This is a genomic window from Nonomuraea rubra (assembly GCF_014207985.1).
GTDB classification, from domain to species: domain Bacteria; phylum Actinomycetota; class Actinomycetes; order Streptosporangiales; family Streptosporangiaceae; genus Nonomuraea; species Nonomuraea rubra.
In genome coordinates, this window is the sequence record NZ_JACHMI010000001.1 from 289,570 (window position 1) to 310,432 (window position 20,863).

The 20,863-nt window shown below is 71.1% G+C and carries 21 protein-coding genes; 10 read left to right on the plus strand and 11 right to left on the minus strand.

Annotated elements, in window-relative coordinates:
* Positions 1–86: 86 nt before the first annotated feature.
* Entirely contained in the window at positions 87–1,064 is a 978-nt protein-coding gene (locus HD593_RS01375) for a helix-turn-helix domain-containing protein (RefSeq protein ID WP_185100322.1), read from the plus strand.
* A gap of 43 nt (positions 1,065–1,107) precedes the next feature.
* On the opposite strand, the gene HD593_RS01380 is transcribed toward HD593_RS01375, so the two are convergent.
* Entirely contained in the window at positions 1,108–4,677 is a 3,570-nt protein-coding gene (locus HD593_RS01380; RefSeq protein ID WP_185100323.1) for a S8 family peptidase, read from the minus strand.
* A 149-nt stretch (positions 4,678–4,826) separates the two neighbouring features.
* On the opposite strand from HD593_RS01380, the gene HD593_RS01385 reads away from it, so the two are divergent.
* Both HD593_RS01385 and HD593_RS01390 read left to right on the plus strand, forming a co-directional pair.
* Positions 4,827–5,531: an HAD family hydrolase gene (locus tag HD593_RS01385; protein WP_185100324.1), complete on the plus strand. Its 705-nt coding sequence runs from the start codon at positions 4,827–4,829 to the stop codon at positions 5,529–5,531.
* A gap of 14 nt (positions 5,532–5,545) precedes the next feature.
* Positions 5,546–6,403, plus strand: a complete 858-nt coding sequence (locus HD593_RS01390) for a fructosamine kinase family protein (protein WP_185100325.1) — start codon at positions 5,546–5,548, stop codon at positions 6,401–6,403.
* Here HD593_RS01390 and HD593_RS01395 read toward each other — a convergent pair.
* Together HD593_RS01395 and HD593_RS01400 are read right to left on the minus strand one after the other, a co-directional pair.
* A complete protein-coding gene (locus HD593_RS01395) occupies positions 6,400–7,197 on the minus strand; it encodes a hypothetical protein (RefSeq protein WP_185100326.1) in 798 nt (265 codons plus the stop codon). The genes HD593_RS01390 and HD593_RS01395 overlap by 4 nt on opposite strands.
* A gap of 147 nt (positions 7,198–7,344) precedes the next feature.
* Positions 7,345–7,833: a hypothetical protein gene (locus HD593_RS01400; RefSeq protein ID WP_246546116.1), complete on the minus strand. Its 489-nt coding sequence runs from the start codon at positions 7,831–7,833 to the stop codon at positions 7,345–7,347.
* 219 nt (positions 7,834–8,052) lie between these two features.
* On the opposite strand from HD593_RS01400, the gene HD593_RS01405 reads away from it, so the two are divergent.
* The gene (locus tag HD593_RS01405) at positions 8,053–8,865 is read left to right on the plus strand and encodes a cation:proton antiporter (RefSeq protein ID WP_185100327.1); all 813 of its coding nucleotides are present in this window, start codon (positions 8,053–8,055) and stop codon (positions 8,863–8,865) included.
* A 43-nt stretch (positions 8,866–8,908) separates the two neighbouring features.
* Here the strand turns inward: HD593_RS01405 and lpdA are convergent, their stop codons facing one another.
* Both lpdA and HD593_RS01415 read right to left on the minus strand, forming a co-directional pair.
* Complete coding sequence (gene lpdA, locus HD593_RS01410) at positions 8,909–10,288, minus strand: dihydrolipoyl dehydrogenase (protein WP_185100328.1); 1,380 nt, start codon at positions 10,286–10,288, stop codon at positions 8,909–8,911.
* A 39-nt stretch (positions 10,289–10,327) separates the two neighbouring features.
* A complete protein-coding gene (locus HD593_RS01415; protein WP_185100329.1) occupies positions 10,328–10,702 on the minus strand; it encodes a tautomerase family protein in 375 nt (124 codons plus the stop codon).
* Between the two features lie 21 nt (positions 10,703–10,723).
* Here HD593_RS01415 and HD593_RS01420 point away from each other — a divergent pair, with 21 nt between their 5' ends.
* Genes HD593_RS01420 through HD593_RS01430 form a run of 3 tightly spaced genes read left to right on the plus strand, consistent with a single transcriptional unit; the run spans position 10,724 to position 13,007 of the window.
* On the plus strand, positions 10,724–11,374 hold the full coding sequence (locus HD593_RS01420) for a response regulator (RefSeq protein ID WP_185100330.1): 651 nt from the start codon (positions 10,724–10,726) through the stop codon (positions 11,372–11,374).
* Between the two features lie 6 nt (positions 11,375–11,380).
* On the plus strand, positions 11,381–12,433 hold the full coding sequence (locus HD593_RS01425) for a quinone-dependent dihydroorotate dehydrogenase (protein ID WP_185100331.1): 1,053 nt from the start codon (positions 11,381–11,383) through the stop codon (positions 12,431–12,433).
* 19 nt (positions 12,434–12,452) lie between these two features.
* The gene (locus tag HD593_RS01430) at positions 12,453–13,007 is read left to right on the plus strand and encodes a GNAT family N-acetyltransferase (RefSeq protein WP_185100332.1); all 555 of its coding nucleotides are present in this window, start codon (positions 12,453–12,455) and stop codon (positions 13,005–13,007) included.
* On the opposite strand, the gene HD593_RS01435 is transcribed toward HD593_RS01430, so the two are convergent.
* The 4 genes from HD593_RS01435 to HD593_RS01450 all read right to left on the minus strand — a co-directional run bounded on the left by HD593_RS01435 (position 13,008) and on the right by HD593_RS01450 (position 16,933).
* Positions 13,008–14,600 (minus strand): beta-N-acetylhexosaminidase, encoded by a 1,593-nt coding sequence (locus HD593_RS01435; RefSeq protein WP_185100333.1) that lies wholly within the window; start codon positions 14,598–14,600, stop codon positions 13,008–13,010.
* Positions 14,597–15,427 (minus strand): N-acetylmuramoyl-L-alanine amidase, encoded by an 831-nt coding sequence (locus tag HD593_RS01440; RefSeq protein ID WP_185100334.1) that lies wholly within the window; start codon positions 15,425–15,427, stop codon positions 14,597–14,599. Before HD593_RS01440 ends, HD593_RS01435 begins: the two co-directional genes overlap by 4 nt.
* Positions 15,428–15,514: 87 nt before the next feature.
* Positions 15,515–15,763, minus strand: coding sequence for a hypothetical protein (locus HD593_RS01445; RefSeq protein ID WP_185100335.1), 249 nt, complete (start codon positions 15,761–15,763; stop codon positions 15,515–15,517).
* Between the two features lie 120 nt (positions 15,764–15,883).
* The gene (locus HD593_RS01450) at positions 15,884–16,933 is read right to left on the minus strand and encodes a LacI family DNA-binding transcriptional regulator (RefSeq protein WP_246546122.1); all 1,050 of its coding nucleotides are present in this window, start codon (positions 16,931–16,933) and stop codon (positions 15,884–15,886) included.
* 167 nt (positions 16,934–17,100) lie between these two features.
* Between HD593_RS01450 and HD593_RS01455 the strand changes: the two genes are divergently transcribed.
* Positions 17,101–17,751 carry a TetR/AcrR family transcriptional regulator gene (locus tag HD593_RS01455; RefSeq protein WP_312903304.1) on the plus strand — a complete coding sequence of 217 codons (651 nt, stop codon included), beginning with the start codon at positions 17,101–17,103 and terminating at the stop codon, positions 17,749–17,751.
* Between the two features lie 144 nt (positions 17,752–17,895).
* Here the strand turns inward: HD593_RS01455 and bldC are convergent, their stop codons facing one another.
* Both bldC and HD593_RS01465 read right to left on the minus strand, forming a co-directional pair.
* Positions 17,896–18,099 (minus strand): developmental transcriptional regulator BldC, encoded by a 204-nt coding sequence (gene bldC, locus HD593_RS01460; protein WP_013133571.1) that lies wholly within the window; start codon positions 18,097–18,099, stop codon positions 17,896–17,898.
* A 322-nt stretch (positions 18,100–18,421) separates the two neighbouring features.
* A complete protein-coding gene (locus tag HD593_RS01465; protein ID WP_185100336.1) occupies positions 18,422–19,285 on the minus strand; it encodes a DUF8083 family protein in 864 nt (287 codons plus the stop codon).
* A gap of 107 nt (positions 19,286–19,392) precedes the next feature.
* On the opposite strand from HD593_RS01465, the gene HD593_RS64185 reads away from it, so the two are divergent.
* Both HD593_RS64185 and HD593_RS01475 read left to right on the plus strand, forming a co-directional pair.
* Complete coding sequence (locus tag HD593_RS64185) at positions 19,393–20,472, plus strand: Leu/Phe/Val dehydrogenase (protein ID WP_185100337.1); 1,080 nt, start codon at positions 19,393–19,395, stop codon at positions 20,470–20,472.
* Between the two features lie 151 nt (positions 20,473–20,623).
* Complete coding sequence (locus HD593_RS01475; protein WP_080047438.1) at positions 20,624–20,854, plus strand: DUF3073 domain-containing protein; 231 nt, start codon at positions 20,624–20,626, stop codon at positions 20,852–20,854.
* Positions 20,855–20,863 lie beyond the last annotated feature (9 nt).

The window sequence follows — 20,863 nt, forward strand, 5'->3', positions numbered from 1 at the left end:
GACCAGGAAGCATCATGATCATGGGCGGTGCCCGCACGGGCGTCAATCGAGGCTGAAACTTTCACGCGCCTGCCATGATGGACAGCATGCTGGAGGCAGCCGGGCTGGATGAACTGGAGGAACGGGCGTACCGGTTACTCGTACGGGCGGGCGAGGCGGACGCCGCCGGCCTCGCCGAGGAGCTGGGAATCACGACGGAGTCGGCGCGGGCCGCGCTGGCCGGCATGCGGGAGGCGGGCCTGGCCCGCGAGGTGGCCGCCGGCAGGTACGCGCCGGTGGCGCCCGAGGTCGCGCTCGGCCCCCGCCTGGTACGCCGGCAGGAGACGATCGACTGGGCGCGGCAGGCCGTGGAGCAGCTCGCCGAGGAGTACCGCGCCAGCCTGCGCCGCAGCGACGCCGACCGGCTGATCGAGGTGCTGCCGAGCCGCGCCGCGCTCCGCGAGCAGGTCCGCCATCTCCAGGACAGCGCCCGGGAGGAGGTGCTGTACTTCTGCCGCGCCGGCCACGTGGTCATGCCCTCGGTGGACAACACCGAGGAGCTGGAGGCGCTCGGCCGCGGCGTCGGCTACCGGGTCATCTACGAGCAGGCCCTGCTGGAGGAGCCCGGCATGGTGGCCAACGTGGCCTACGGGATCAAGCTGGGCGAGCAGGCCCGGGCCGTACGCGCGCTGCCGGTGCGGATGATGATCGCCGACCGGTCCATCGCGCTGCTGCCGCTGGTGCAGCACGCGGAGGGGGTGACCGAGACGACGGCCGCGCTGGTGCGGGGCAGCAGCCTGCTGGAGGCGCTGATCGCGCTGTTCGAGGCGCAGTGGGAGCGGGCCACGCCGATCAGGTTCCTGGAGGACGGGCAGGTCACCGACACCCCGTCCTGCCCGCTGGACGCCGACGAGCTGTACCTGCTGTCGCTGCTGGTCGCCGGCGTGCCGGAGAAGACGATCGCCAGCCAGCTCGGGCTCAGCCTGCGTACGGTGCAGCGCCGCGTCTACCACCTGATGCGGCTCGCGGGCGCGCAGACCAGGATGCAACTGGCCTGGCATGCGGCCCGCGAGCGCTGGTTGTGAGCCCTTACCTGACTCCGTACGCCCCGGTGACGGTCTGCTCGAACTACTTGACCCCGTACGCCCTGGTGACGGTCTGCTCGAAGCGGCCGCCCGAGGCGCCCGTCGCGGTCACCCGCAGCGACACGCCCGTCTCGGTGGCCCGGTGGGAGACCAGCGCGGTCCACCGGCCGTGGCCGAGGGGCAGGAGCGGCAGCCTCCGCCAGGTCGTGCCGTCGTCGTAGGACAGCTCGGCCGTCAGCGTCCTGGCGTCGCGGGCGGTGAAGCCGAGCGAGACCGGGAGCGTCCGGCGGACCCGGCCCTCCAGGTCGGCGGGCACGTCGTAGTCCACGCCGAGCAGCGGCAGCGGGCCGTCACCGCGCGCGGACCGGAACGTCCACGCGGTGCGGGTGGCGGTGGCGTAGCGCCAGTTCTCCGACGTGCGGGTGGTGTCCAGCTCCAGGCGGTACTCGGCCTCGCCCTCGGCGGCGGGGAAGTCGCCGCGCAGGCTGTCGCGCTGCTCCACCAGCTCGCCGTCGCGGTAGAACCGGGCCACGGCGGTGTCCTTGTCGCCGCTGCCGCCCTTGTACCCGGCGTGCCCGGCAGCGTCCACGAACTCGGGCACGTGCAGCGACAGCACGTCCCCCGCCCGGGTCGCGGTGCGGACGGCGGGGCGCACGACCGGCGCGAACCAGCTCTCCTCGACCCGCTCACCCGCCCGGTACGTCCTCGGCTCGGCGGTCAGGCCGCCACGCAACCGGCTCTGCGACTCCCAGGTGAGCATGTGCTGCACCACGTGCTGCCACTGCGTGTCCCCCGAGCTGACGTACTCGGCCCTGCGCAGCGGCGTCGGCACCATCCGCTGCGTCTCCATCTGCAGGTCCAGGTCGTACTGCTGCCACGGCCGCCAGCCGAACCGCTGGTCCTTGCCGTACCGGGCGCCGCCGGACTCGTGGTAGCCGGAGCTGACCAGCGCGGTGTTGCGCCGGCTCACGTCGTGCACGACCCGCTCGGGCACTCGGCCCGTGGAGACCTGCATGACCTCGTAGAGGTACGGCGTCGCGAACGTCCCCGTGACCTCCAGCACGCCGCCCTTCAGCAGCGCCTGCCCGCGGTCGTGCGTGACCAGCAGCGTGGGCAGCGGGTCCCGGGTACCGGTCGGCTGCCACGGCTGCCACATGGCGCGGCCGTCGGGCCCCACCACGATCGCCGCCACCGCCCCGGCCGCGGCCAGGTCGTCCAGCTTGGACGTCCAGTCGCCGAACACCTTGCTGGTGATCACGGCGGCCTTGCCCTTCAGGTCGGGGTCATCGGCGTTCGCCAGCGTCCAGCGCTGCCTGCCGGCGATCTCCGGTGACCTGATCGCCGGCCGGACCACGAGCGGGTCGCGGCCGAGCCGGGCCTGGACCCGGGGCGCGGCGAGCTGCCAGCGCGAGGCGAACTCGAACGTGCCATTCGTGACCTGCCGGGTGGGGGTGACGGCGAGGCCCTCTACGGAGGGGAAGTTCATGGCGCCCAGGGAGATCTTCCTGGAGCCGTAGGTGCGGTGGGTGAAGTAGGTGGAGATGCCCTCCTGCATCACCGGCTGCGCGGTCCTGATCTCGACGGGCACCGCGGTCCTGGCGTCGAGCACCACCTCCAGGTCCGCGCCGACCTGCAGCTCGGGCATGACGACGAGGGTGTCGACGGGCAGCTCGTCGCTGCTCTCGCCGATGATCGCCTGCGTGTGGTACGTGCCCTCCGGCACCTCGACCGTCCAGCCCTCGTGCTCCCGCATGATGTAGCCGTACGCGTCGTCCCTGCTCGCGGCGCCGTACATGGCGATCAGCGGCACCCGGGCCGGGCTGCCGTCGCGGTCCACGGCGGTGAAGTGCACCCGGTGCGTCCTGCCGCGCCTGGTCAGGGCGAGCGTGGTGTGCGCGACCGAGGAGCCGTCGGAGGCGGTGACATAGCCGGCGTGCCTGCCGTGGGCGAGCCTGCCCAGGTCCACGCGGGCCTCGACGGACGCGCTGGCGCCCGCCTCGACGGTGAGCGTGGTGGCCGACAGGGTGACGGCTCCCTCGCCGGGGGCGGTGCCGTCCAGGTTGGTGAGGGCGGGGGTGAGCGTGAGCGTCACCGGGGACTGGCCGTGGTTGGTGTAGGTGATGGTGCCGCCGGGGGTGCCCGTCTCTCCGTCCTCGTGCACGCCGAGGCTGAGGGAGGCGGTGGCGGTGACCGGCTGGCGTACGGCCCGGGCCACGTCCAGGCGGCCGCCGCCCTGCTCGTACGGGGTCTGCCCGTCGATCGTCCTCGCCGTGGAGACCAGGGCGTCCTTGAGCTGCCCGGCCTTCCACCCGGGATGCCGCTGGGCCAGGATCGCCGCCGCGCCCGCCACGTGCGGCGTGGCCATGGACGTGCCGGAGAGCCTGGTGTGCAGGTCGTCCACGGGCGTGCCGAGGCCGGTGCCGCTCGCCCTGGCGGCCGTGATGTTCACGCCGGGCGCGGTGATGTCGGGCTTGATCGCCTCGTCCAGGCGGGGGCCGCGGCTGGAGAACGGCGCGAGGGCGTCGGCGGCGTCCACGGCGCCGACGGTCAGCGCGGAGGTGGCCGCGCCGGGCGAGCCGACCGTGTACTCGTCGCCGTCGTTGCCCGCGGCGATCACGAACAGGGCGCCGGTCTGCGCCGTCAGCGTGTCCACGGCGAGGCTGAGCGGGTCGGTGCCGTCGGTGGGGCCGCCGCCGAGGCTCATGCTGACGATGTCGGCGCCGCTGTCCCTGGCGGCCCACTCCATGCCGGCCAGCACCTGCGACTCGGAGCCGCTGCCGTTCCTGTCCAGCACCTTGCCGATCGCCAGGTCGGCACCGGGGGCGACGCCCTTGCGCAGGCCGCCCGAGGCGGCGCCGGTGCCCGCTACGGTGGCGGCGACGTGGGTGCCGTGGCCGTGCTCGTCCTTGGCCGAGGGGTCGCCGGTGAAGTTGCGGGTCTCCGTGATCTTCCCGGCGACGTCGGGGTGGGCCTCGTCGATCCCGGTGTCGAGGACGGCGACCTTGACACCCTTGCCGTCGTAGCCGTCCTGCCACGCCTGCGGCGCGCCCACCTGCGGGACGCTGTGCTCCAGCGACGCCTTGACCTTGCCGTCGAGCCACACCTTGGCCAGCCCGTCACGCAGCTTCGGCTCGCCGCCGCCGTTCCACAGGGTGGGCAGGGCGTCCTTGTCGGCACGCAGCGTGCGCGCGTTGACGCTGCGCAGCGTGATGGCCTTCGCGCCGCTGTCCGCGTACGACAGGATGAGCGGCAGCACGTCGCTGCTCTCGTCGTCGTAGCCCTGCTCGATCAGCTCGCCGACCGAGAACAGCCGCTCGTCCACGAGGCCGCGGGAGACGTACGGCACCATGTCGGCGGGCGTGATCACCAGGTCGCCGTTCTCCTCCTCGGTGAAGAACCTGACGTCCTCGCGCCCCTTGCCCGGCTCGACGGTCGCGGCGCGCTTGCCACCGGCGAACTCCCGCACGGTCACCACGTCACCGGTGATCAGCGTTACCCGGTGCTCCTCGCCGGCGGGCAGGGGCGCGGCGGCCCGGGCCGGCCCGGGGACGGCTAACATCGCCAGGCCCAGGCCCAGGCCCGAGGCGGCGGCGATGCGGGGAATCCATCTCATGAGCGAACCGATCTGTCGTGCTGCTGTGCTCGCACACGAGAATGCGGGATCATGCCTGCTCGGAGCAGCCCCTTCTGCCTGGGTAAACAGCGACATGTCGTGAACATGACAGCCTGCGGGCCCTCCCGGTCGCACGGCAGGATGGCCCCATGCGCCGCACCCACATCCTCTTCGACTTCTTCGGCACGCTCGTCGAGTACTCGGCCAGCCGCACCGAGCAGGGCTACGACTCCACGTACGCGCTGCTGCGCCGGCTCGGCGCGAGCCTGCCGTACGAGGAGTTCCTCGGCACCTGGTCGCGGGTGTCGGCCGCGTTCGACCGGCTCAGCGACCGGGACGACCGCGAGTTCTCGATGGCCCAGGCGGGCACGGCGTTCCTCCGCGAGGTGCTGGCGCGCGAGCCGGGCCCTGACGAGGTCGAGGAGTTCGTCACTGCGTACGTGGGGGAGTGGAACGCGGGCGTGCACTACCTTCCCGGGCTGGCCGGGCTCGTCGAGGAGCTGTCGGCGGACTACCGGCTCGCCGTCGTGACGAACACGCACCTGGCCACGCTCGTCCCAGGCCACCTGGCGGCGATGGGGCTGCTGGAGGCGTTCGACGCGGTCGTCACCTCGGTGGAGGTGGGATGGCGCAAGCCGCATCCCGAGATCTACGCCACGGCGCTGGACGCGCTGGGGACCACGGCCGGGTCCGCCGTGTTCGTGGGCGACACGTACGGGCCCGACTTCGCCGGCCCCGAGCGGTGCGGCATGACGGCCTACCTCATCGACCCGGACCGGCGGGCGCCAGGGGTGCCGGAGGAGCGGCGGCTGGGGTCGGTGTTCGACCTTCCAGGGCGGCTGAAACAGGCGTGATCTAGAGTCTGATCATGGAATTGCTGCTGGCCCGGCTGCGCGCGGCGGGGTTCGAGGCCGAGTCCGTACGGGCGGCGCCCGGCGGCGTGGTGGCGTCGGCGGGGATGGCGCGGCTGCGCGACGGGTCCCAGGTGTTCGCCAAGACGCTGCGTACGGCCGCCTCGGACCTGTTCGAGATCGAGGCGGCGGGGCTGCGCGCGCTGCGTGAGCTGGGCGGCGTCACCACCCCCGAGGTGCTGGCCGTGACCCCCGACCTGCTCGTGCTGGAGCCGCTGCCGCCGCGCCGCGACGAGGACGAGCGGTTCTGGGAGGAGCTGGCGCTCGCGGTCGCCGGCCTGCACGCCGGCACGGTGGGTGAGCGGTTCGGCTGGCACCGGGACGGCTGGCTGGGCCGCCTGCGCCAGGACAACACCTGGGACGGCGACGGGCACGCCTGGTTCGCCGAGCGCCGGATCCTGCGCTGGCTGCCGGAGCCGCTGGTGGAGGCGGCGCTGGACCGCGAGGAGCGCCTGGCGCTCGAACGCCTCTGCGCGGCCCTGCCCGACCTGCTGCCGCCCGCCCCGCCGGTGCTCACGCACGGCGACCTGTGGCGCGAGAACGTCCTCTGCGGCCCCGCCGGCGGCCCCGCGCTGATCGACCCGGCCGTCTCCTACAGCTGGGCGGAGGCCGACCTCAGCATGTTGTGGTGCTCGCCGCGCCCACCGGCCGCCGCGCGTTTCTTCGAGGTGTACGCCGCCACCGCGCCCCTGCCGGACGGCTGGCAGGGGCGCATGCGGCTCTACCACCTGCGCGAGCTGCTGAGCAGCATCGCCCACGACGACAACGCCAGGGAGTGCGCCGAGGAGGTGCGGGAGATCATCGCCCCCTTCTAGTTGTACCTGTACAGCCTCGTGGCCTTGCGCCGGCCGTGGTCGAACACCGAGGCCCGGTACATGCTGATGGACAGGTCGCCGTGCTCCGCCTTGCCGCAGGTCCCGAGGCCGGCGAGCTGGTGGATCTCGTAGCGGGTGGTCGGGTCCCCCGCCACGAAGTACTCGGCGCGGGCCTGGTACTCGTCGGCCTTCGTGTCGCAGGCGTAGACGAACGTCTTGCGCTCGGCGAAGCAGACGGTCGCGGCGGCCTTCGTCGAGGTGCACGTCCTGGACTTGGCGCGGGCCTCGGCGGGGGTGGTGCGAGTGTCCCGCTTAACCGGATATTTCGCGACATTTCGGACGGTCTTCCAGCGGCCGAACTTGACCCGGCGGTTGCCCGAGTACACGGCGGCGCGGAACGTCACGACCCTGCCGATCTCGCGGCTGCCGCGCACCTCGCCCTCGCGGCCCAGGTTGTGGATGACGTACTTGGTGCCGAGGTAGCCGTTCAGGTAGTACTCCACCGCGGGATGGCGGTGGTCGTCGGCCGTGTCCTCGATCGTGATGCCGGGGCGGTCGCTCCCGTCGGGGCCGACGCACGCCTCCGCGCCCTTGAGCCGTACGCACACCGGCTCGGCGGCGGACGCCGTGGACGTGGCGGCCGGTTCGGTCACCCGGGCCGGCTCGGCGGTGGCCACCGCCCGGGCCTGCTGGACCGCCGGGCGGGGCGGCGAGACCGTGGCCGCCGCCCCATCGGTGCTGAACGCGGTGGCCACCATCACGGCCGCCGCCAGAACTGTGCGACGTAACGCCACAACCTCACCAGCCTCACCTGTCACAGTGCTTTTGCCTGGGTGAGACGCGAGAAATGCGGTGAAGGTTCCGAATTGTTCAGCGAACGTTCAGAAAAGCCCGGTGCCGGCGCGCCCCCGAGCGAGGACGCCGGCACCGGGAAGCGAGGGTCAGTCCTGCCGCCTCTTCGGCGTGACGCTGGCCAGCAGCAGGAGCAGCGCGCTCTGGGCGAGCATGCCGGGGGCGAGCGGCGGCGCCGCCCCGACCGACTTCGTCAGCGCGTTCCACCACTGGGTGAGCGGCGAGTACGTGTCCCACTGGGGATCCATCGCCCCCATGCCGTGGTTGACCGACACGTGCGTGAAGACGCCGTACAGCGAGGCGAGCAGGACGATCGCCGCGAGCACGCGCACGACCGTGAGCGCCGGCCCGGCGTCGCGCAGCAGGAGCAGCACCAGCCCGGCCACCTGGAGTGCCAGGGCCACCCAGGGGATGAGCTGCACGGGGCTTTCCCAGTGGCGTTCGAAGGCGAGCTCCAGCGCGGCGCCCACGATGCCGATCGCGACCAGCGCCAGCAGGCCGAGCCTGAGCAGTGGGGTGCCCGGGGTGGCGAGCCGGCGCGAGTGCCGCGCGGTCGTCTGAGGGGGAGTTGAGGTCATGTGCGGGACCACCGTCCGATGCGAGGTCTCTTCCGAGGTCGCCTCAAACGTCTCCAGGCATCCTCAGAGGAATCTGGGCGAATTCTGAAGATCTGGTGAGAAGTCGCCGGGAGGGGAGGGCTGCACGACATCTTCACGACATTCGCACACGGGCCTGGTGGAGTGCGCGGGCCGTGCGGGGTGTGCTCGGAAGGAGACGTCCACGAGGGGGTGCCGCGCTTGGAGAACTGGATCGATCAGCCGATCACCGATCCCGCCGTTCCCGGGCGGGACGGGCGGCGCCTGCCCGTCGCGCTGTCGCTCCTGCTCGGGCGGACCGACCCCGAGCCGCCGCGCTGGGTGCGGTACCTGTTCGGCTTCGGCGGGCTCTGCGCCGCCGTGTCAGGGGCGGTTCTCGGCCTGGTGTCGCTCGACACCGGCCACGGGACCTCGGGCCTGGCCGCCATGCTGGCCTTCCTCACCGGGGTCCTGTTCGTCGGCATCTCCCTGCCGAACCCGGCCGAGCGCCTGGCCCGCCGGTACGCCGGCCGCTACGTCATCCCCGCCGAGCTGGACGAGCCCGCCCTCGACCTGCTGGCCAGGGCCAGGAGAGCCGTCCTGGACGTGACCGGCTCCCGCGTGCACCGCCAGGGCCTGCTCGACGCCATCGCCAACGACGTCGTGCTGCCCGACCGTCTGTGGGAGATCGCCCGCCTCGTCCGCATCCACACCGACCTGCGCGCCGAGCAGGGCCAGGCGCTGACCGAGGTGATCACCCCGGAGCTGACCGCCGTGCTCGAACCCCAGCAGGAGGCGCTGCGCCGCTCGGTGGCGGCGGTCACGGAGCGGGTGTGGGAGCTGGAGTCGTACGCCTCCCGCGTCCGCGCGGCCGACTCCGCGTTACGGGCGAGCGAGCTGCAGCGGAGCAACGGCAGGTACCTGGACCTGCTGGCCCAGACGGGCGACACGGAGGGCGTGCGCGCTCTGGCCGCCCAGGCGGACGCCCTGGCCGCCACCCTGCGCGAGGCCGTCGCCGCCGGCAGGACCCTGTGATCGGTACGACCGCCGGGCCGTACCGATCAGCCTCGAAGCGCCTTTACATGTTGATCATGTGCCCGGCGAGCCCGTGGATCGCCTCCTTGACGGCCTCCCCGAGCGTCGGGTGCGCGTGCACGTTGCGGGCCACCTCGTGCACGGTCAGGTCCCACTGCTGGGCCAGCGTCAGCTCGGGCAGCAGCTCGGTCACCTCGGGCCCGATCAGGTGCGCGCCGAGCAGCTCGCCGTGCGTGTTGTCGCTGATGATCTTCACGAACCCGGCGGAGTCGCCCAGGCCGTGGGCCTTGCCGTTGGCCGTGAACGGGAACTTCGCCACCTTCACGTCATAGCCCAGGTCACGGGCCTGCGCCTCGGTGTAGCCGAAGCTGGCCACCTGCGGCTGGCAGTACGTGGCCCGCGGGATCATCACGAAGTCGAGCTCCATGGTCTCCGCGCCCGCGATCGTCTCGGCGGCGATGATGCCCATGGACTCGGCGGCGTGCGCCAGCATGAGCTTGGCCGTGACGTCGCCGATGGCGTAGATGTGCGGCACGTTCGTACGCCCGCGCCCGTCGACCGCGATCGCGCCCCGCTCGGTCAGCGCCACGCCGGTCTTCTCCAGCCCGTAGCCGTCGACGCGCGGCTGGAACCCGATGGCCTGCAGCACCTTGTCGGCCTCCAGCACCTGCGTCTGGTCGCCGCGCGTGACGGTGACCTTGACGCCGGAGCCGGTGTCCTCGATGGAGTCCACGCGGGTGGAGGTCAGCACCTCGATGCCGAGCCGCTTGTAGCGCTTGGCCAGCTCGGCCGACACCTCCTCGTCCTCCAGCGGCACGACCCGGTCGAGGAACTCGACGATGGTCACCTTGACGCCGTAGTTGTGCAGCACGTACGCGAACTCCACGCCGATCGCGCCGGCGCCCGCGATGACGATGCTGCCCGGCAGCTCCTCGGTGAGGATCTGCTCCTCGTACGTCACCACGCGCTCCGACAGCTGCGTGCCGGGGATCAGCCTGGTGGTCGCGCCGGCCGCGATGATGCAGTGGGAGAACGTGATCGTCTCGCCGTTCACCTGGAGCGTGTTGGCGTCGAGGAACGTGCCCCGCCCGTCGTACTCCGTGATGGCGTTCTTCTTCATCAGGTAGTGAACGCCCTTGACCCGCCCGTCGGCCACCTTGCGGCTGCGCTGGAAGGCCGCGCCGTAGTCGAAGGTGACCTCGCCGCTGATGCCGAAGGTCTTGGCCTCGTTGTGGAAGATGTGGGCCAGCTCCGCGTTGCGCAGCAGCGCCTTGGACGGGATGCAGCCCACGTTCAGGCAGACGCCACCCCAGTACTTCTCCTCGACGACCGCGGTGCGCAGTCCGAGCTGGGCGGCGCGGACCGCGGCCGTGTATCCTCCAGGACCCGCGCCGAGAACGACGACGTCATAGTGAGTGCTCATGAGTCGGACCATACCGCTCGCCTGACTCTGCCCCTGACCTCAGACCTCCACCTTGTACGACAGGGTGAGCTCATCTGCGGGAACACCGCGTATTCCCCAGTTGACCTTGGGCGTCTCGATGATGTTGATCTCCACGTCCTCAGGATCGAATCCCGATTTGTCGTAGATTGCCCGGATCAGCGCCCGCTTGGCGTCGTCGCTGCGGCCCGTGAAGCAGAGCACCTCGATGATGAGATAACGCTCACTCCGCTGCGGGCAGACGAAGTCGTCCGCGTCCAGCAGCAGGAACCGGTGGAACCGCTTGTCCTCCGGCATGCCCCACGCGCTCACCAGGCAGGACTGGAGGAGATCGGAGAGCTCCCGCTGCCGCCCGGCCCACACGTCCCTGCGCCCGTACACCTTCACCTGTGCCATGGTCGGACAATATAGAGGACTGTGATCCGCATACTCCTGGCCGACGACGAGGCCATGATCAGGGCAGGGGTCCGGGCGATCCTGCAGTCCGACCCCGAGCTGGAGGTCGTGGCCGAGGCCGGCGACGGCAGGCAGGCGGTCGACCTGGCCATCAGCCACCACCCCGACGTCGCGCTGCTCGACATCCGCATGCCGAGGCTCGACGGGCTCGCCGCCGCGGCCGAGATGCGCAGGGCCGCGCCGGGCACGGCGGTGGTGATGCTGACGACGTTCGGCGAGGACGACTACATCGCCAAGGCCCTCGACCTGGGGGCCAGCGGCTTCCTGCTCAAGTCGGGCGACCCGCGCGAGCTCATCGCCGGGATCCACGCCGTCGCCGGCGGGGCCGCTTACCTGTCGCCCAAGGTCGCCCAGCGGGTCATCGCGCAGCTCTCGGGCGGCAGGATGGCCAGGGGCGCGCTGGCCCGCGACCGCATCGGGGCGCTCACCGACCGCGAGCGCGAGGTGCTCGCCCTGGTGGGGGCGGGCCTGTCCAACGCCGAGATCGCCCGCGAACTGCACATCGTGGAGGGCACGGTGAAGGCGTACGTGAGCGCCATCCTCACCCGGCTCGACGTGCGCAACCGCGTCCAGGCCGCGATCATCGCCCACGAGGCCGGCTTGGTAGCCTGACCCGTGATGTATCGCCTCGTGTTCTCGCAGGTCTTGCGGCGTCTCGACGCCGAGGCCGTGCACCATTTCACCGTGAGCGCCCTCGCGCTCCTCGCCCGGCTGCCGCTGGTCAAGCGGCTGCTGCACCGGGTGCTCGCGCCGCACGACCCGGCCCTGCGCGTGACCGCGTTCGGCGTGCACTTCCCCGGGCCGCTCGGGCTGGCCGCCGGCTTCGACAAGGACGCCGCCTGCGCCGAGGCCGTCTCCGCGCTCGGCTTCGGGCACGTCGAGGTCGGCACCATCACCGCCCACGGCCAGCCGGGCAACCCGCGCCCCCGCCTGTTCCGGCTGGTGCCGCAGCACGCGGTGATCAACCGGATGGGCTTCAACAACGCCGGTGCCGTGGCCGCCGCCCGCAGGCTGCGCCGTACGCGCGGCGTGCCGGTCGTGGTCGGGGTGAACATCGGCAAGACCAAGGTCGTCCCCGAGGCCGAGGCCACGGCCGACTACGTGGCCAGCGCCAGGCAGCTCGCCCCGCTGGCCGACTACCTCGTGGTCAACGTCAGCTCGCCCAACACGCCGGGGCTGCGCAACCTCCAGGCCGTCTCGCTCCTGCGGCCCCTGCTCACCGCCGTCAAGGAGGTGGCCGACGGGACGCCGCGCCGTACGCCGCTGCTCGTCAAGATCGCCCCCGACCTGGCGGACGAGGACGTCGACGCGGTCGCCGAGCTGGCCCTGGAGCTGGGGCTCGACGGCATCATCGCGACCAACACCACGATCAAGCACGGCGGCGAGACCGGCGGCCTGTCGGGCCGCCCGCTCAAGGCCCGCTCCCTGGAGGTGCTGCGCCGCCTGCGCGCCAAGGTCGGCGACCGCATCACGCTGGTGTCGGCGGGCGGCGTGGAGGACGTGGACGACGTCTGGGAGCGCCTGCTGGCCGGGGCCACCCTGGTCCAGGGCTACACGGGCTGGATCTACGGCGGCCCCCTGTGGGCCGCGCGCATCCACCGGCAGCTCCTGCGCCGCGTACGCCGCCACGGCCTCAAGTCGGTCACGGAGGCCATCGGCCGCACGGCCTGAAGCCCCTATCGTGGTGACGGTGATCGAACCAGTTCAGCTCGACGACCACGTCGTCCTCCGCCTCGTGACCGAGCACGACGCCGAGGCGCTGCAGGCCGCCTACGTACGCAACCGTGACCACCTGGCGCGCTGGGAGCCGCGCAGGCCGGACGAGTTCTTCACCGTGGAGGGCCAGGCCACGCGCCTCAAGGCCCTGCTGGAGCAGCAGGCCAGGGGCCAGGCGGTGGCCTGGGTGCTGGCCGACGGCGATCGCGTCGTGGGCCGCATGACGCTGAACGACATCGTCCGCGGCCCGTTCCTCAACGCCCACCTCGGCTACTGGATCGACGCCGAGTACCTGGGCCGCGGGCTGGCCACGAAGGCGGTGCGCGAGGTGTGCAGGATCGCCGACCAGGAGCTCGGCCTGCACAGGGTCGCGGCGGCCACGCTGCTGGGCAACGAGGCGTCGCAGAGCGTGCTGCGCAAGTGCGGGTTCGAGCTGTTCGGCACCGCTCCGCGCTACCTGGAGATCGACGGCCGGTGGCAGGACCACCGGCAGTACCAGCTCATACTCAACGACCGCCCTGCCTTCTGATCAGATGCTGGGCCGCGTCGACTCCGCGTGGTGGGTCATGGCGTCGATGCGGGCCATCACCTCGGTGACGCGTACGCCGCTGGGCCGGTGCGGGCGGCGCCGCTGCCACGGGTGCGGCCCGCTCAGCGGCCGGTACTCGACCCCGAGCGCGTCCAGCCGCCCCAGGTGCTCGGCCAGCCGCCCGTCGAAGTCCGCCGAGACCTCGCCCGACCAGGCCACCTCCGCCAGCGCGCAGGCCCGCGGCCACAGCCGGTAGTCCACCGTGCGGGCGTCGGGCACGCGCTCGGTCCAGAGCTGCGCCTGCACCCCCAGGACGCGGCCCCGCTCCTCCTCCGTCCACTCGGCGGGCGCCGGCGAGAACGCCGCCACGTCCGCCACGGTGATCGCGTCGCCGATGGCCATCGGCTCGTCGGGCGAGGAGGCCTCGGCGTAGTCGAAGTACAGCGGGAACACCGGCGTCGCCACCACGTCGTGCCCGGCGGCGGCCGCCCGGCGGCCCACGTTCATGCCGCGCCACGGCATCACGATCGTGTCCTGCCGCAGGCCGCCGCTGACGAACGCCTCGTCCCACACCACGGCCCGCGCGCCCCGCTCGGCCAGCGCGTCCGCCAGCCGCCGCAGGAACCACGCCTGCAGGTCGTTGGCGGTCTCCAGCCCCAGCGACTCGCGGTAGGCGGCGATCTCCGGCGACCGCGTCCAGTGGTCCAGCACGACCTCGTCGCCGCCGATGTGCACGTACGGGGTCTCGCCCAGCGCCCCCAGCAGCTCGTCGAAGATCGTCGTCAGGAACTCCACGGTCGGCGGCAGCGGCGACAGGATCGCGGGGGAGATGCCCCAGCGGTCGAGCACGTCGTGCCGCTCCCCGGTGGCCCCGAACTCGGGGTAGGCCGCCAGGATCGCCGACGCGTGCCCGGGCACGTCGATCTCGGGCACGATCGTGACGCAGCGCGAGCGGGCGTAGGCGGCCAGCTCGGCCAGGTCGTCGAGCGTGTAGAAGCCGCCGTGCGGCACGTCGTCGTAGGTCTCCGGCTCGCGGTAGTAGTTGGTCGCCGTACGCGGCCGGTGCGAGGCGACCTCGTGCAGCAGCGGGTACGCCCGGCTCTCCACCCGCCACCCCTGGTCGTCCACCAGGTGCAGGTGCAGCCGGTTCAGCTTGTGCGCGGCCATCAGGTCGATCAGCCGCAGGACCTCCCGCTTGGGGAAGAAGTGCCGCGCCACGTCGAGGTGCAGCCCCCGCCAGGCGAAGCGCGGCGCGTCCTCGATCCGCACTCCGGGAACGGGCCACGACCCGCCGCCGGAGAACCGGTAGGAGGCGTCGGGCAGCAACTGGTGCAGCGACTGCGCCGCGTAGAACGCGCCCGCCCGGCCGCCCGCCGCGATCTCCACGCCCCGGGAGCCGACCGTCAGCCGGTAGGCCTCCTCGCCCAGCCCGGGATCCCGCCGGACGTCGATCTCGCCGGAGTCGCCGGGCAGCGGGTCGAGCCGGGCCAGAGCCGCGCGTACGGAGTCCACCAGGTCGCCGGACACCGTGGCGCCCGAGGTCAGCGTGTAGGAAGCGGAGAGATCACTGAGCAGTTGAGGGCGAGGAATCATGCTTCCAGATAGTGCTGCAACCCGTTCGCCAGCGCCAGGGCGATCTTCTGCCGGAACTGCGGACTCTGGAACTTGGCCGCCTCGTCGGGATTGCGCATGTTGCCGCTCTCGAACAGCACCTTCGGCACCGTGGAGAGGTTGAGCCCGCCGATGTCACTGCGGTAGTCCAGCGCGTTCTTGCCGATGTAGTTGGAGTACGGGATCCCCGTGCCCTTCCTGTACGCGTCGCGCACGGCGATCCCCAGCTTGCCGGAGGCGCCCACGACCTTGTCGACCGGCCCGTTGATCTTCTTGGGCAGGATGACGTGGAAGCCGCGGTGCCTGGCGTTGTTGGAGCCGTCGGCGTGCACGGAGATCGCGGCGTCGGCCTTGGCCCTGTTGCCGATGGCGGCCCGCTCGGTGATGCAGGGCCCGACGCCGTTGTTGCTGTCCCTGGTCAGCTTCACGGTGGCGCCCCGGCGTTCGAGGATCCTCTTCATCCGCTGGGAGACGTCCCAGGTGAAGGCCGCCTCGGTGTATCCGCTGCGGGTCTGGGTGCCGGTGGTGTCGCAGGCCTTCCACTGAGTCAGCACGTTGACCTTGCGGTTGATCTCGGCGGGGTGGCGGTAGTTGGCGCCGTTGTGGCCGGGGTCGATGACGATGACCTTGCCGTCGAGCGGCTTGGCGTCCGGTGGCGCCTCCCTGGCGGGTGCCGAGGAGGGCGAAGCCTGCGCCTGCGTGGTCGTGAGGGCGGCCTGACCTGCCGCGGCGCCACCGGATCCGGTGCCGCCACACGCGGAGGCGATCAGGCCGCAAACGGCGAGGACTGAGGCTGGTAGAGCACGCATGCCGTCCAACTTACGGCAGAGCGGGAGCTGCAGCCCGTCTAATGCCAAGTGTGGCGAGTCCCTGTGATCGTCACCAGTACGACGAAGTCACCAGACGCGCTCGCCGGCCTCCTGCCGTTCGAGCAGGGCGGCCAGCTCCCGCGCGTCCTCGGCGTCGAGCCCGAGGACGACGCGGGGGCGGCCCCACGGATGGTCCAGCGAGTGGGCGACGTAGCTGGCGACGGACTCGGCGCCGCCGTCGGCGCCGCGTCCCCTGCCCGCCCGCCACTGACCCCAGGCGCGCTCGAGCTCGGCCGCCGCGCGCTGGGCACAGGACACCAGTTCCGGATCACGCATGACTGTTCCCCCGGATCAGACCGTGACCGGACCGGATCCGGCCACATTTAGCATGACCCTGACGAGTAAACCGCCGTGTGGCCGCGCCGCCACACGGCTTGACCCAGCCTTGGGGCATCCTTAGGCAGGTCCCGTGCTCCGTCGCACGATCAGCTCTGGGCGGACCTCGCGCATGCGCGCGACCTTGGCGGGATCCCCGATCCGGTCGCTCAGCAACGCCGCCGCCGACCTGCCCATGCTGCGGCGGGCCTGGTCGACCGAGGTCAGCGAGATGTGGTGGGAGGCCGACAGGTGCGTGTTGTCGTAGCCGACCACCGAAAGGTCCTGGGGCACGCGCAGGCCCAGCTCGCCGGCGGCCGAGAGCACGCCGAGCGCTACCACGTCATTGGCGGCGAAGATCGCCGTGGGCCTGGGGTCGCGGGTCAGCAGCGCCATCGCCGCCTCCCTGCCGCCCTCTTCGGTCGAGTCCGCGGCCTCGACCATGATGTACGGCGCCAGCGAGTGCCTGCGCATCGCCACGAGATAACCCTCGCAGCGCGACGATCGCCGGCCCTCGATGTGCGCGATTCTCTTGTGGCCGTGCTCGACCAGGTGGTCGATGGCCAGACGGGCGCCGAGCTGGTCGTCGTCGACCACGATGTCGACGCCGTCGAGCTCGATGTCACGTTCCCCCACGACGACCGTGGGCGTGTACGCGGTGGCCTCGATCAGCGTCTCGCTGGTCGGCGGGATGCCGAGCAGGACCAGCCCGTCGACCCGCAGTTCAAGGAAGGCCTCCACGGCCTCGTCCTCGAACGCCGGGTCCCACTGGCTGTTCCCGATCAGCATGCGCAGCCCGTCGCCGTGCAGGCTCTCCTGCAGGCCGTCGAGGAACTCCGCGTAGAACGGGTTGTGCAGGTCGGCGACGAGTGCGCCCACCAGATGGGTACGGCCTTCGACCAGGCTCCTGGCGACCGCGTTCGGCCGGTAGCCGAGCTCTCGGGCGGCTTGCAAGACGGCCTGGCGCCGGTGCTCGCTCACGTGCGGGGATCCGCGCAGCACGAGTGAGACCAGCGATTTCGACACGCCGGCTCGTTCGGCGACGTTACGGATGGTCGGTCTGGGCCGAGGCAGTGCGTCTACCTCTCTTAGCTCAGTGATGGTTGAAGTGTTGACGGGCGGTCCTGACATGTGTCTCCCCCGCGATGCGGATATGGGCACCTGTCTGACCAAACGATCGAGTTAGCCGCAGGGTACGGCCTTCGTTACGGATTGCCTCAACCTCGGCTACGAAAGCCGGACATTGACTGAAAGCTTCCACGTCAGCTATTGGGTACGGCGTCGGATACCGTACAGATGTGACACCCGGGAAGTCAGCCGAGACGGCACGGCCGGCGCGGCGCAGGCTCAGCGTGGACCGGCGTCGGGAAGAGCTCATGGCGGCGGCGCTGGAGCTGTTCAGCACCCGCGACGCGGAGGACGTCTCGATCGACGACGTGGCGTCGGCGGCGGGGGCTTCGCGGGCCCTGGTCTACCACTACTTCGGCGGCAAGCAGGAGCTCTACGTGGCCGCGCTGAGGAGCGCGGCGGAGCAGCTGGAGTCCCGGCTGCGGCCCCAGGGGGGCGGCAGGCCGCTGGAGGAGCTGGCCTCCGGGCTGGAGCGCTACTTCGACTTCGTCGAGGAGCACGCGGCGGGCTTCGCCGCGCTGTTGCGGGGCGGCCCCGCGAACAGGACCGGCGAGGTCGGCGAGATCGTCGACGGGGTGCGCAGGCGGCTCTTCCGCCTGATCCAGAAGCAGATGGGCGTCGAGGAGCCGAGCCCGGTGCTGCGCACGACGCTGCGGTCGTGGATCGCCTCCGTCGAGACGGCGGGCCTCGACTGGCTGGAGCATCGCGACCTCGAACGGCCGATGCTGGAGAAAATGCTGGTGGAGCACATGGCCGCGCTGCTCGGGGTCGCGGCCGCCCATGACGGCGACGTCGCCAGGCTGCTGGAGCGGCTGGCGTGAGCAGGTGACGGGGGCGTAGCGGCAGGGAAGAGTGGCGCCGGCGCGGGCGGCGCCATCCTCCCCGTCGTCACAGCGGTGGACCGGGCCACGTGGCGACCTGGTCCACCCCCTTCAAACCCCCCTGAGGTCGGTACCGACCTCCCGCTACTCGGAACGCTGCTGCGGAATCCCCGCGAGCAGCGCGCGAACCTCGGTCTCCCGGTAACGCCGATGACCGCCGAGGGTACGAATCGACGTCAACTTGCCCGCCTTGGCCCACCGCGTAACGGTCTTGGGGTCGACCCTGAACATGGTCGCGACCTCAGCGGGCGTGAGCAGTGGCTCGGCCTCGGGTGTACGAGCTGACATTTGTGCGGCCTCTCCTCCGTGTGGACCGGCGTAGCGATCCTGTGACTGCCTTTGCGCGTGTCACGGATGTCCCCCTATGGCGCAGAGCGTGCGGCTTTTCTGAGCCATATGCGGCATCACCCGATGTGACCATACCGCCACGCAGAGCGATTGGCGAGCCCTTCTTTGACCCAACTGCCCGCCCCCGTGGCCATGTCACGCTCGGTGATTCTAGCGACACGGTTCGTGGTATCGCAGTGAAAACGGCAAACTACTCAGTTCGCAGAAGAGAGCAGCCGCGAGACGTGACCTACTCATGCAGGTCAGACGGCCGTATTGGGGCTCAGTTGGCAGATTCCAGCAGTTGCATTGACTTCCACCGCAGGATGACCCTCTGGTACATGGCGTAGGCAAGTTCTTCTTGACCCGTGTCCAGGCCCGTCAGAGCCGCGGAAAGCTCCGCGACGGACTGGTCGGCCTGCAGCGCGTCGTCGTCCATGAGGTGGACGAGCCCGCCGTAGTCGAGCTCCACCAGCGAGTGCGGGTGGAACTCCTCCAGCCACCTGGCGACGTCCTCCACGTCGAAGTTGGCCGCGACGTCGCCCAGATGCCTGCGCAGCACGCTCAGCGCCCGTGCCGCGCGCCGTCTGGCCTGGGCCATGGAGGTGACGTAGATCAGGTTACGCCCGGTAGTGGTGGTCACGTCCTGTCCCGGGTTGGCGGAGCCGAGCACCAGCCAGCGCTCGTTCCCATCAAACGGCACGAACCACGATGGCGGCACGTGCCACGCCGTGGTGCGGATGTGCGTGCGCAGCGCGTCGGAACCGGCCTGCCGCTTGTAACGGTCGAAGTCGTCGGCCGTCTGCTCGGCGATCGGCTTGGGCACCAGATGGTCCATCAGTTTCGCGGGAGTGCTGCCACGAAGCCGTGAGAACGCCAGCCACGAGCGCAAACGGGTTTGCCAGGGACAGACATAGAGCCGGTCCTCAACGCGCCGGAGATAGGCGTTGGGGCTCTCCTGGGCGGGAACGGGTTGAGGGGGCATGCCGAGCAGGCGCATGACGGACTCGCCGTGCTCCGCATTGAGCGCGTTCGCGCGGCGCGGGCGGTCACGTGAGTCGGCGTAGTCGGCCCACACCTTGCGCTCGGACTCGGCGAACGCGGTCAGTGGCTCATAGACACGGAGGTAGGCGGCATAGGGCAGCACGGAGGCATCGTGTCACGAAGCGAACCTGCGTGCACCGTCGAGGCTTACTACTCTGTGAAGCGATCTCCGCCGCGACGGTGCGGCGGACCGGACAGGGAGTCACTACCGTGACCGACGTCTTCGGAGCGTCTCACAAAGACGTTCACGAGCAGGTCGTGTTCTGCGCCGACGAGCAGAGCGGCCTGCGTGCCATCATCGCCATCCACAACACGGCGCTGGGCCCGGCCCTGGGTGGCACGAGGTTCTATCCCTACGAGAGCGAGTCCGCGGCCCTGGCCGACGTGCTCAACCTGGCCAAGGGCATGGCGTACAAGAACGCGCTGGCCGGCCTCGACCTGGGCGGGGGCAAGGCCGTGATCATCGGCGACCCGGCCCGCGACAAGAGCGAGGCGCTGCTGCGCGCGTACGGCAGGTTCGTCCAGTCGCTCGGCGGCCGTTACATCACCGCCTGCGACGTGGGCACCTACAGCGAGGACATGGACATCGTGGCCCGCGAGTCGCGCTTCGTGACCGGCCGCACGCTGGCCCACGGCGGGGCGGGCGACTCCTCGATCCTGACGGCGTTCGGTGTGTTCCAGGGCATGCGGGCCTCGGCCGAGCGGGTCTACGGCACGCCGTCCCTGCACGGCAGGCGGGTGGGCGTCGAGGGGGTCGGCAAGGTGGGCCACCGCCTGGTCGAGCTCCTGCGCGAGGACGGCGCCGAGGTCGTGGTCTGCGACGTCGACCCCAGGGCGGTGGAGCGGGTGCGGGTGCGCCATCCGGAGGTGGACGTGGTGGCCGACGCGCGCACGCTGATGGCCGCCGACCTCGACGTCTTCGCCCCGTGCGCCTTGGGCGGGGCGCTCGACGACGACACGGTGGCTACGCTGCGCGCGAAAATCGTCTGCGGCGCGGCCAACAACCAGCTCGCCCACCCCGGCGTGGAGAAGCAACTCGCCGAGCGCGGCATCCTGTACGCGCCCGACTACGTCGTCAATTCCGGCGGGGTGATCCAGGTCGCCGACGAGATCGAGGGCTTCGACATGGATCGGGCCAGGTCGAAGGCTGCCCAGATCTACGACACGACTCTGAAGATCTTCGGAATCGCGGCCGATGAGGGCGTTCCACCCGCGGTCGCAGCAGATAGGCTGGCCGAGCGCAGAATGTCGGAAGTCGGGCGTATTCGGTCCATTTGGCTAGGCCGCTGACGCCCCGCGCCCATACGGCGTACCGAGCTGGGCACAAAACAGGTACGGTAATAGGCGAACGATAGGCTGACGCCCGTAGTCAGGCGGCGTCAGTGTGTGGTGCGTTAGCGACGAGGGGTCGGGGACGACCCCACACGAGGGGGTCGAGCCAATGGGGCGCGGCCGAGCAAAGGCCAAGCAGGTCAAGGTTGCTCGCCAGCTGAAGTACAACAGCGGTGGCACGGATCTTGACCGTCTTCGCGACGAACTCGGGGTCGGAGACTCCAGCCGCAATGACGACGCCGACGACCTCAACGATGAGCTGGCGGATCGCTATGCCGATTACGCCGATGACTATGGTGCCGGAGACGACGACGATGGCCGTACGTCCGGCCGCCGATAGCCGTTCTCC

Bases quoted from the DNA above. Each gene is read 5' to 3' on its own strand.
- HD593_RS01475 (WP_080047438.1), top strand. From the start codon at position 20,624: ATGGGGCGCGGCCGAGCAAAGGCCAAGCAGGTCAAGGTTGCTCGCCAG.
- HD593_RS01400 (WP_246546116.1), bottom strand. From the start codon at position 7,833: ATGACCTCAACTCCCCCTCAGACGACCGCGCGGCACTCGCGCCGGCTC.
- HD593_RS01435 (WP_185100333.1), bottom strand. From the start codon at position 14,600: ATGATTCCTCGCCCTCAACTGCTCAGTGATCTCTCCGCTTCCTACACG.
- HD593_RS01380 (WP_185100323.1), bottom strand. From the start codon at position 4,677: ATGAGATGGATTCCCCGCATCGCCGCCGCCTCGGGCCTGGGCCTGGGC.
- HD593_RS01425 (WP_185100331.1), top strand. From the start codon at position 11,381: ATGTATCGCCTCGTGTTCTCGCAGGTCTTGCGGCGTCTCGACGCCGAG.
- bldC (WP_013133571.1), bottom strand. From the start codon at position 18,099: ATGTCAGCTCGTACACCCGAGGCCGAGCCACTGCTCACGCCCGCTGAG.
- HD593_RS01385 (WP_185100324.1), top strand. From the start codon at position 4,827: ATGCGCCGCACCCACATCCTCTTCGACTTCTTCGGCACGCTCGTCGAG.
- HD593_RS01445 (WP_185100335.1), bottom strand. From the start codon at position 15,763: ATGCGTGATCCGGAACTGGTGTCCTGTGCCCAGCGCGCGGCGGCCGAG.
- lpdA (WP_185100328.1), bottom strand. From the start codon at position 10,288: ATGAGCACTCACTATGACGTCGTCGTTCTCGGCGCGGGTCCTGGAGGA.
- HD593_RS01390 (WP_185100325.1), top strand. From the start codon at position 5,546: ATGGAATTGCTGCTGGCCCGGCTGCGCGCGGCGGGGTTCGAGGCCGAG.
- HD593_RS01450 (WP_246546122.1), bottom strand. From the start codon at position 16,933: ATGTCAGGACCGCCCGTCAACACTTCAACCATCACTGAGCTAAGAGAG.
- HD593_RS01415 (WP_185100329.1), bottom strand. From the start codon at position 10,702: ATGGCACAGGTGAAGGTGTACGGGCGCAGGGACGTGTGGGCCGGGCGG.
- HD593_RS01375 (WP_185100322.1), top strand. From the start codon at position 87: ATGCTGGAGGCAGCCGGGCTGGATGAACTGGAGGAACGGGCGTACCGG.
- HD593_RS01440 (WP_185100334.1), bottom strand. From the start codon at position 15,427: ATGCGTGCTCTACCAGCCTCAGTCCTCGCCGTTTGCGGCCTGATCGCC.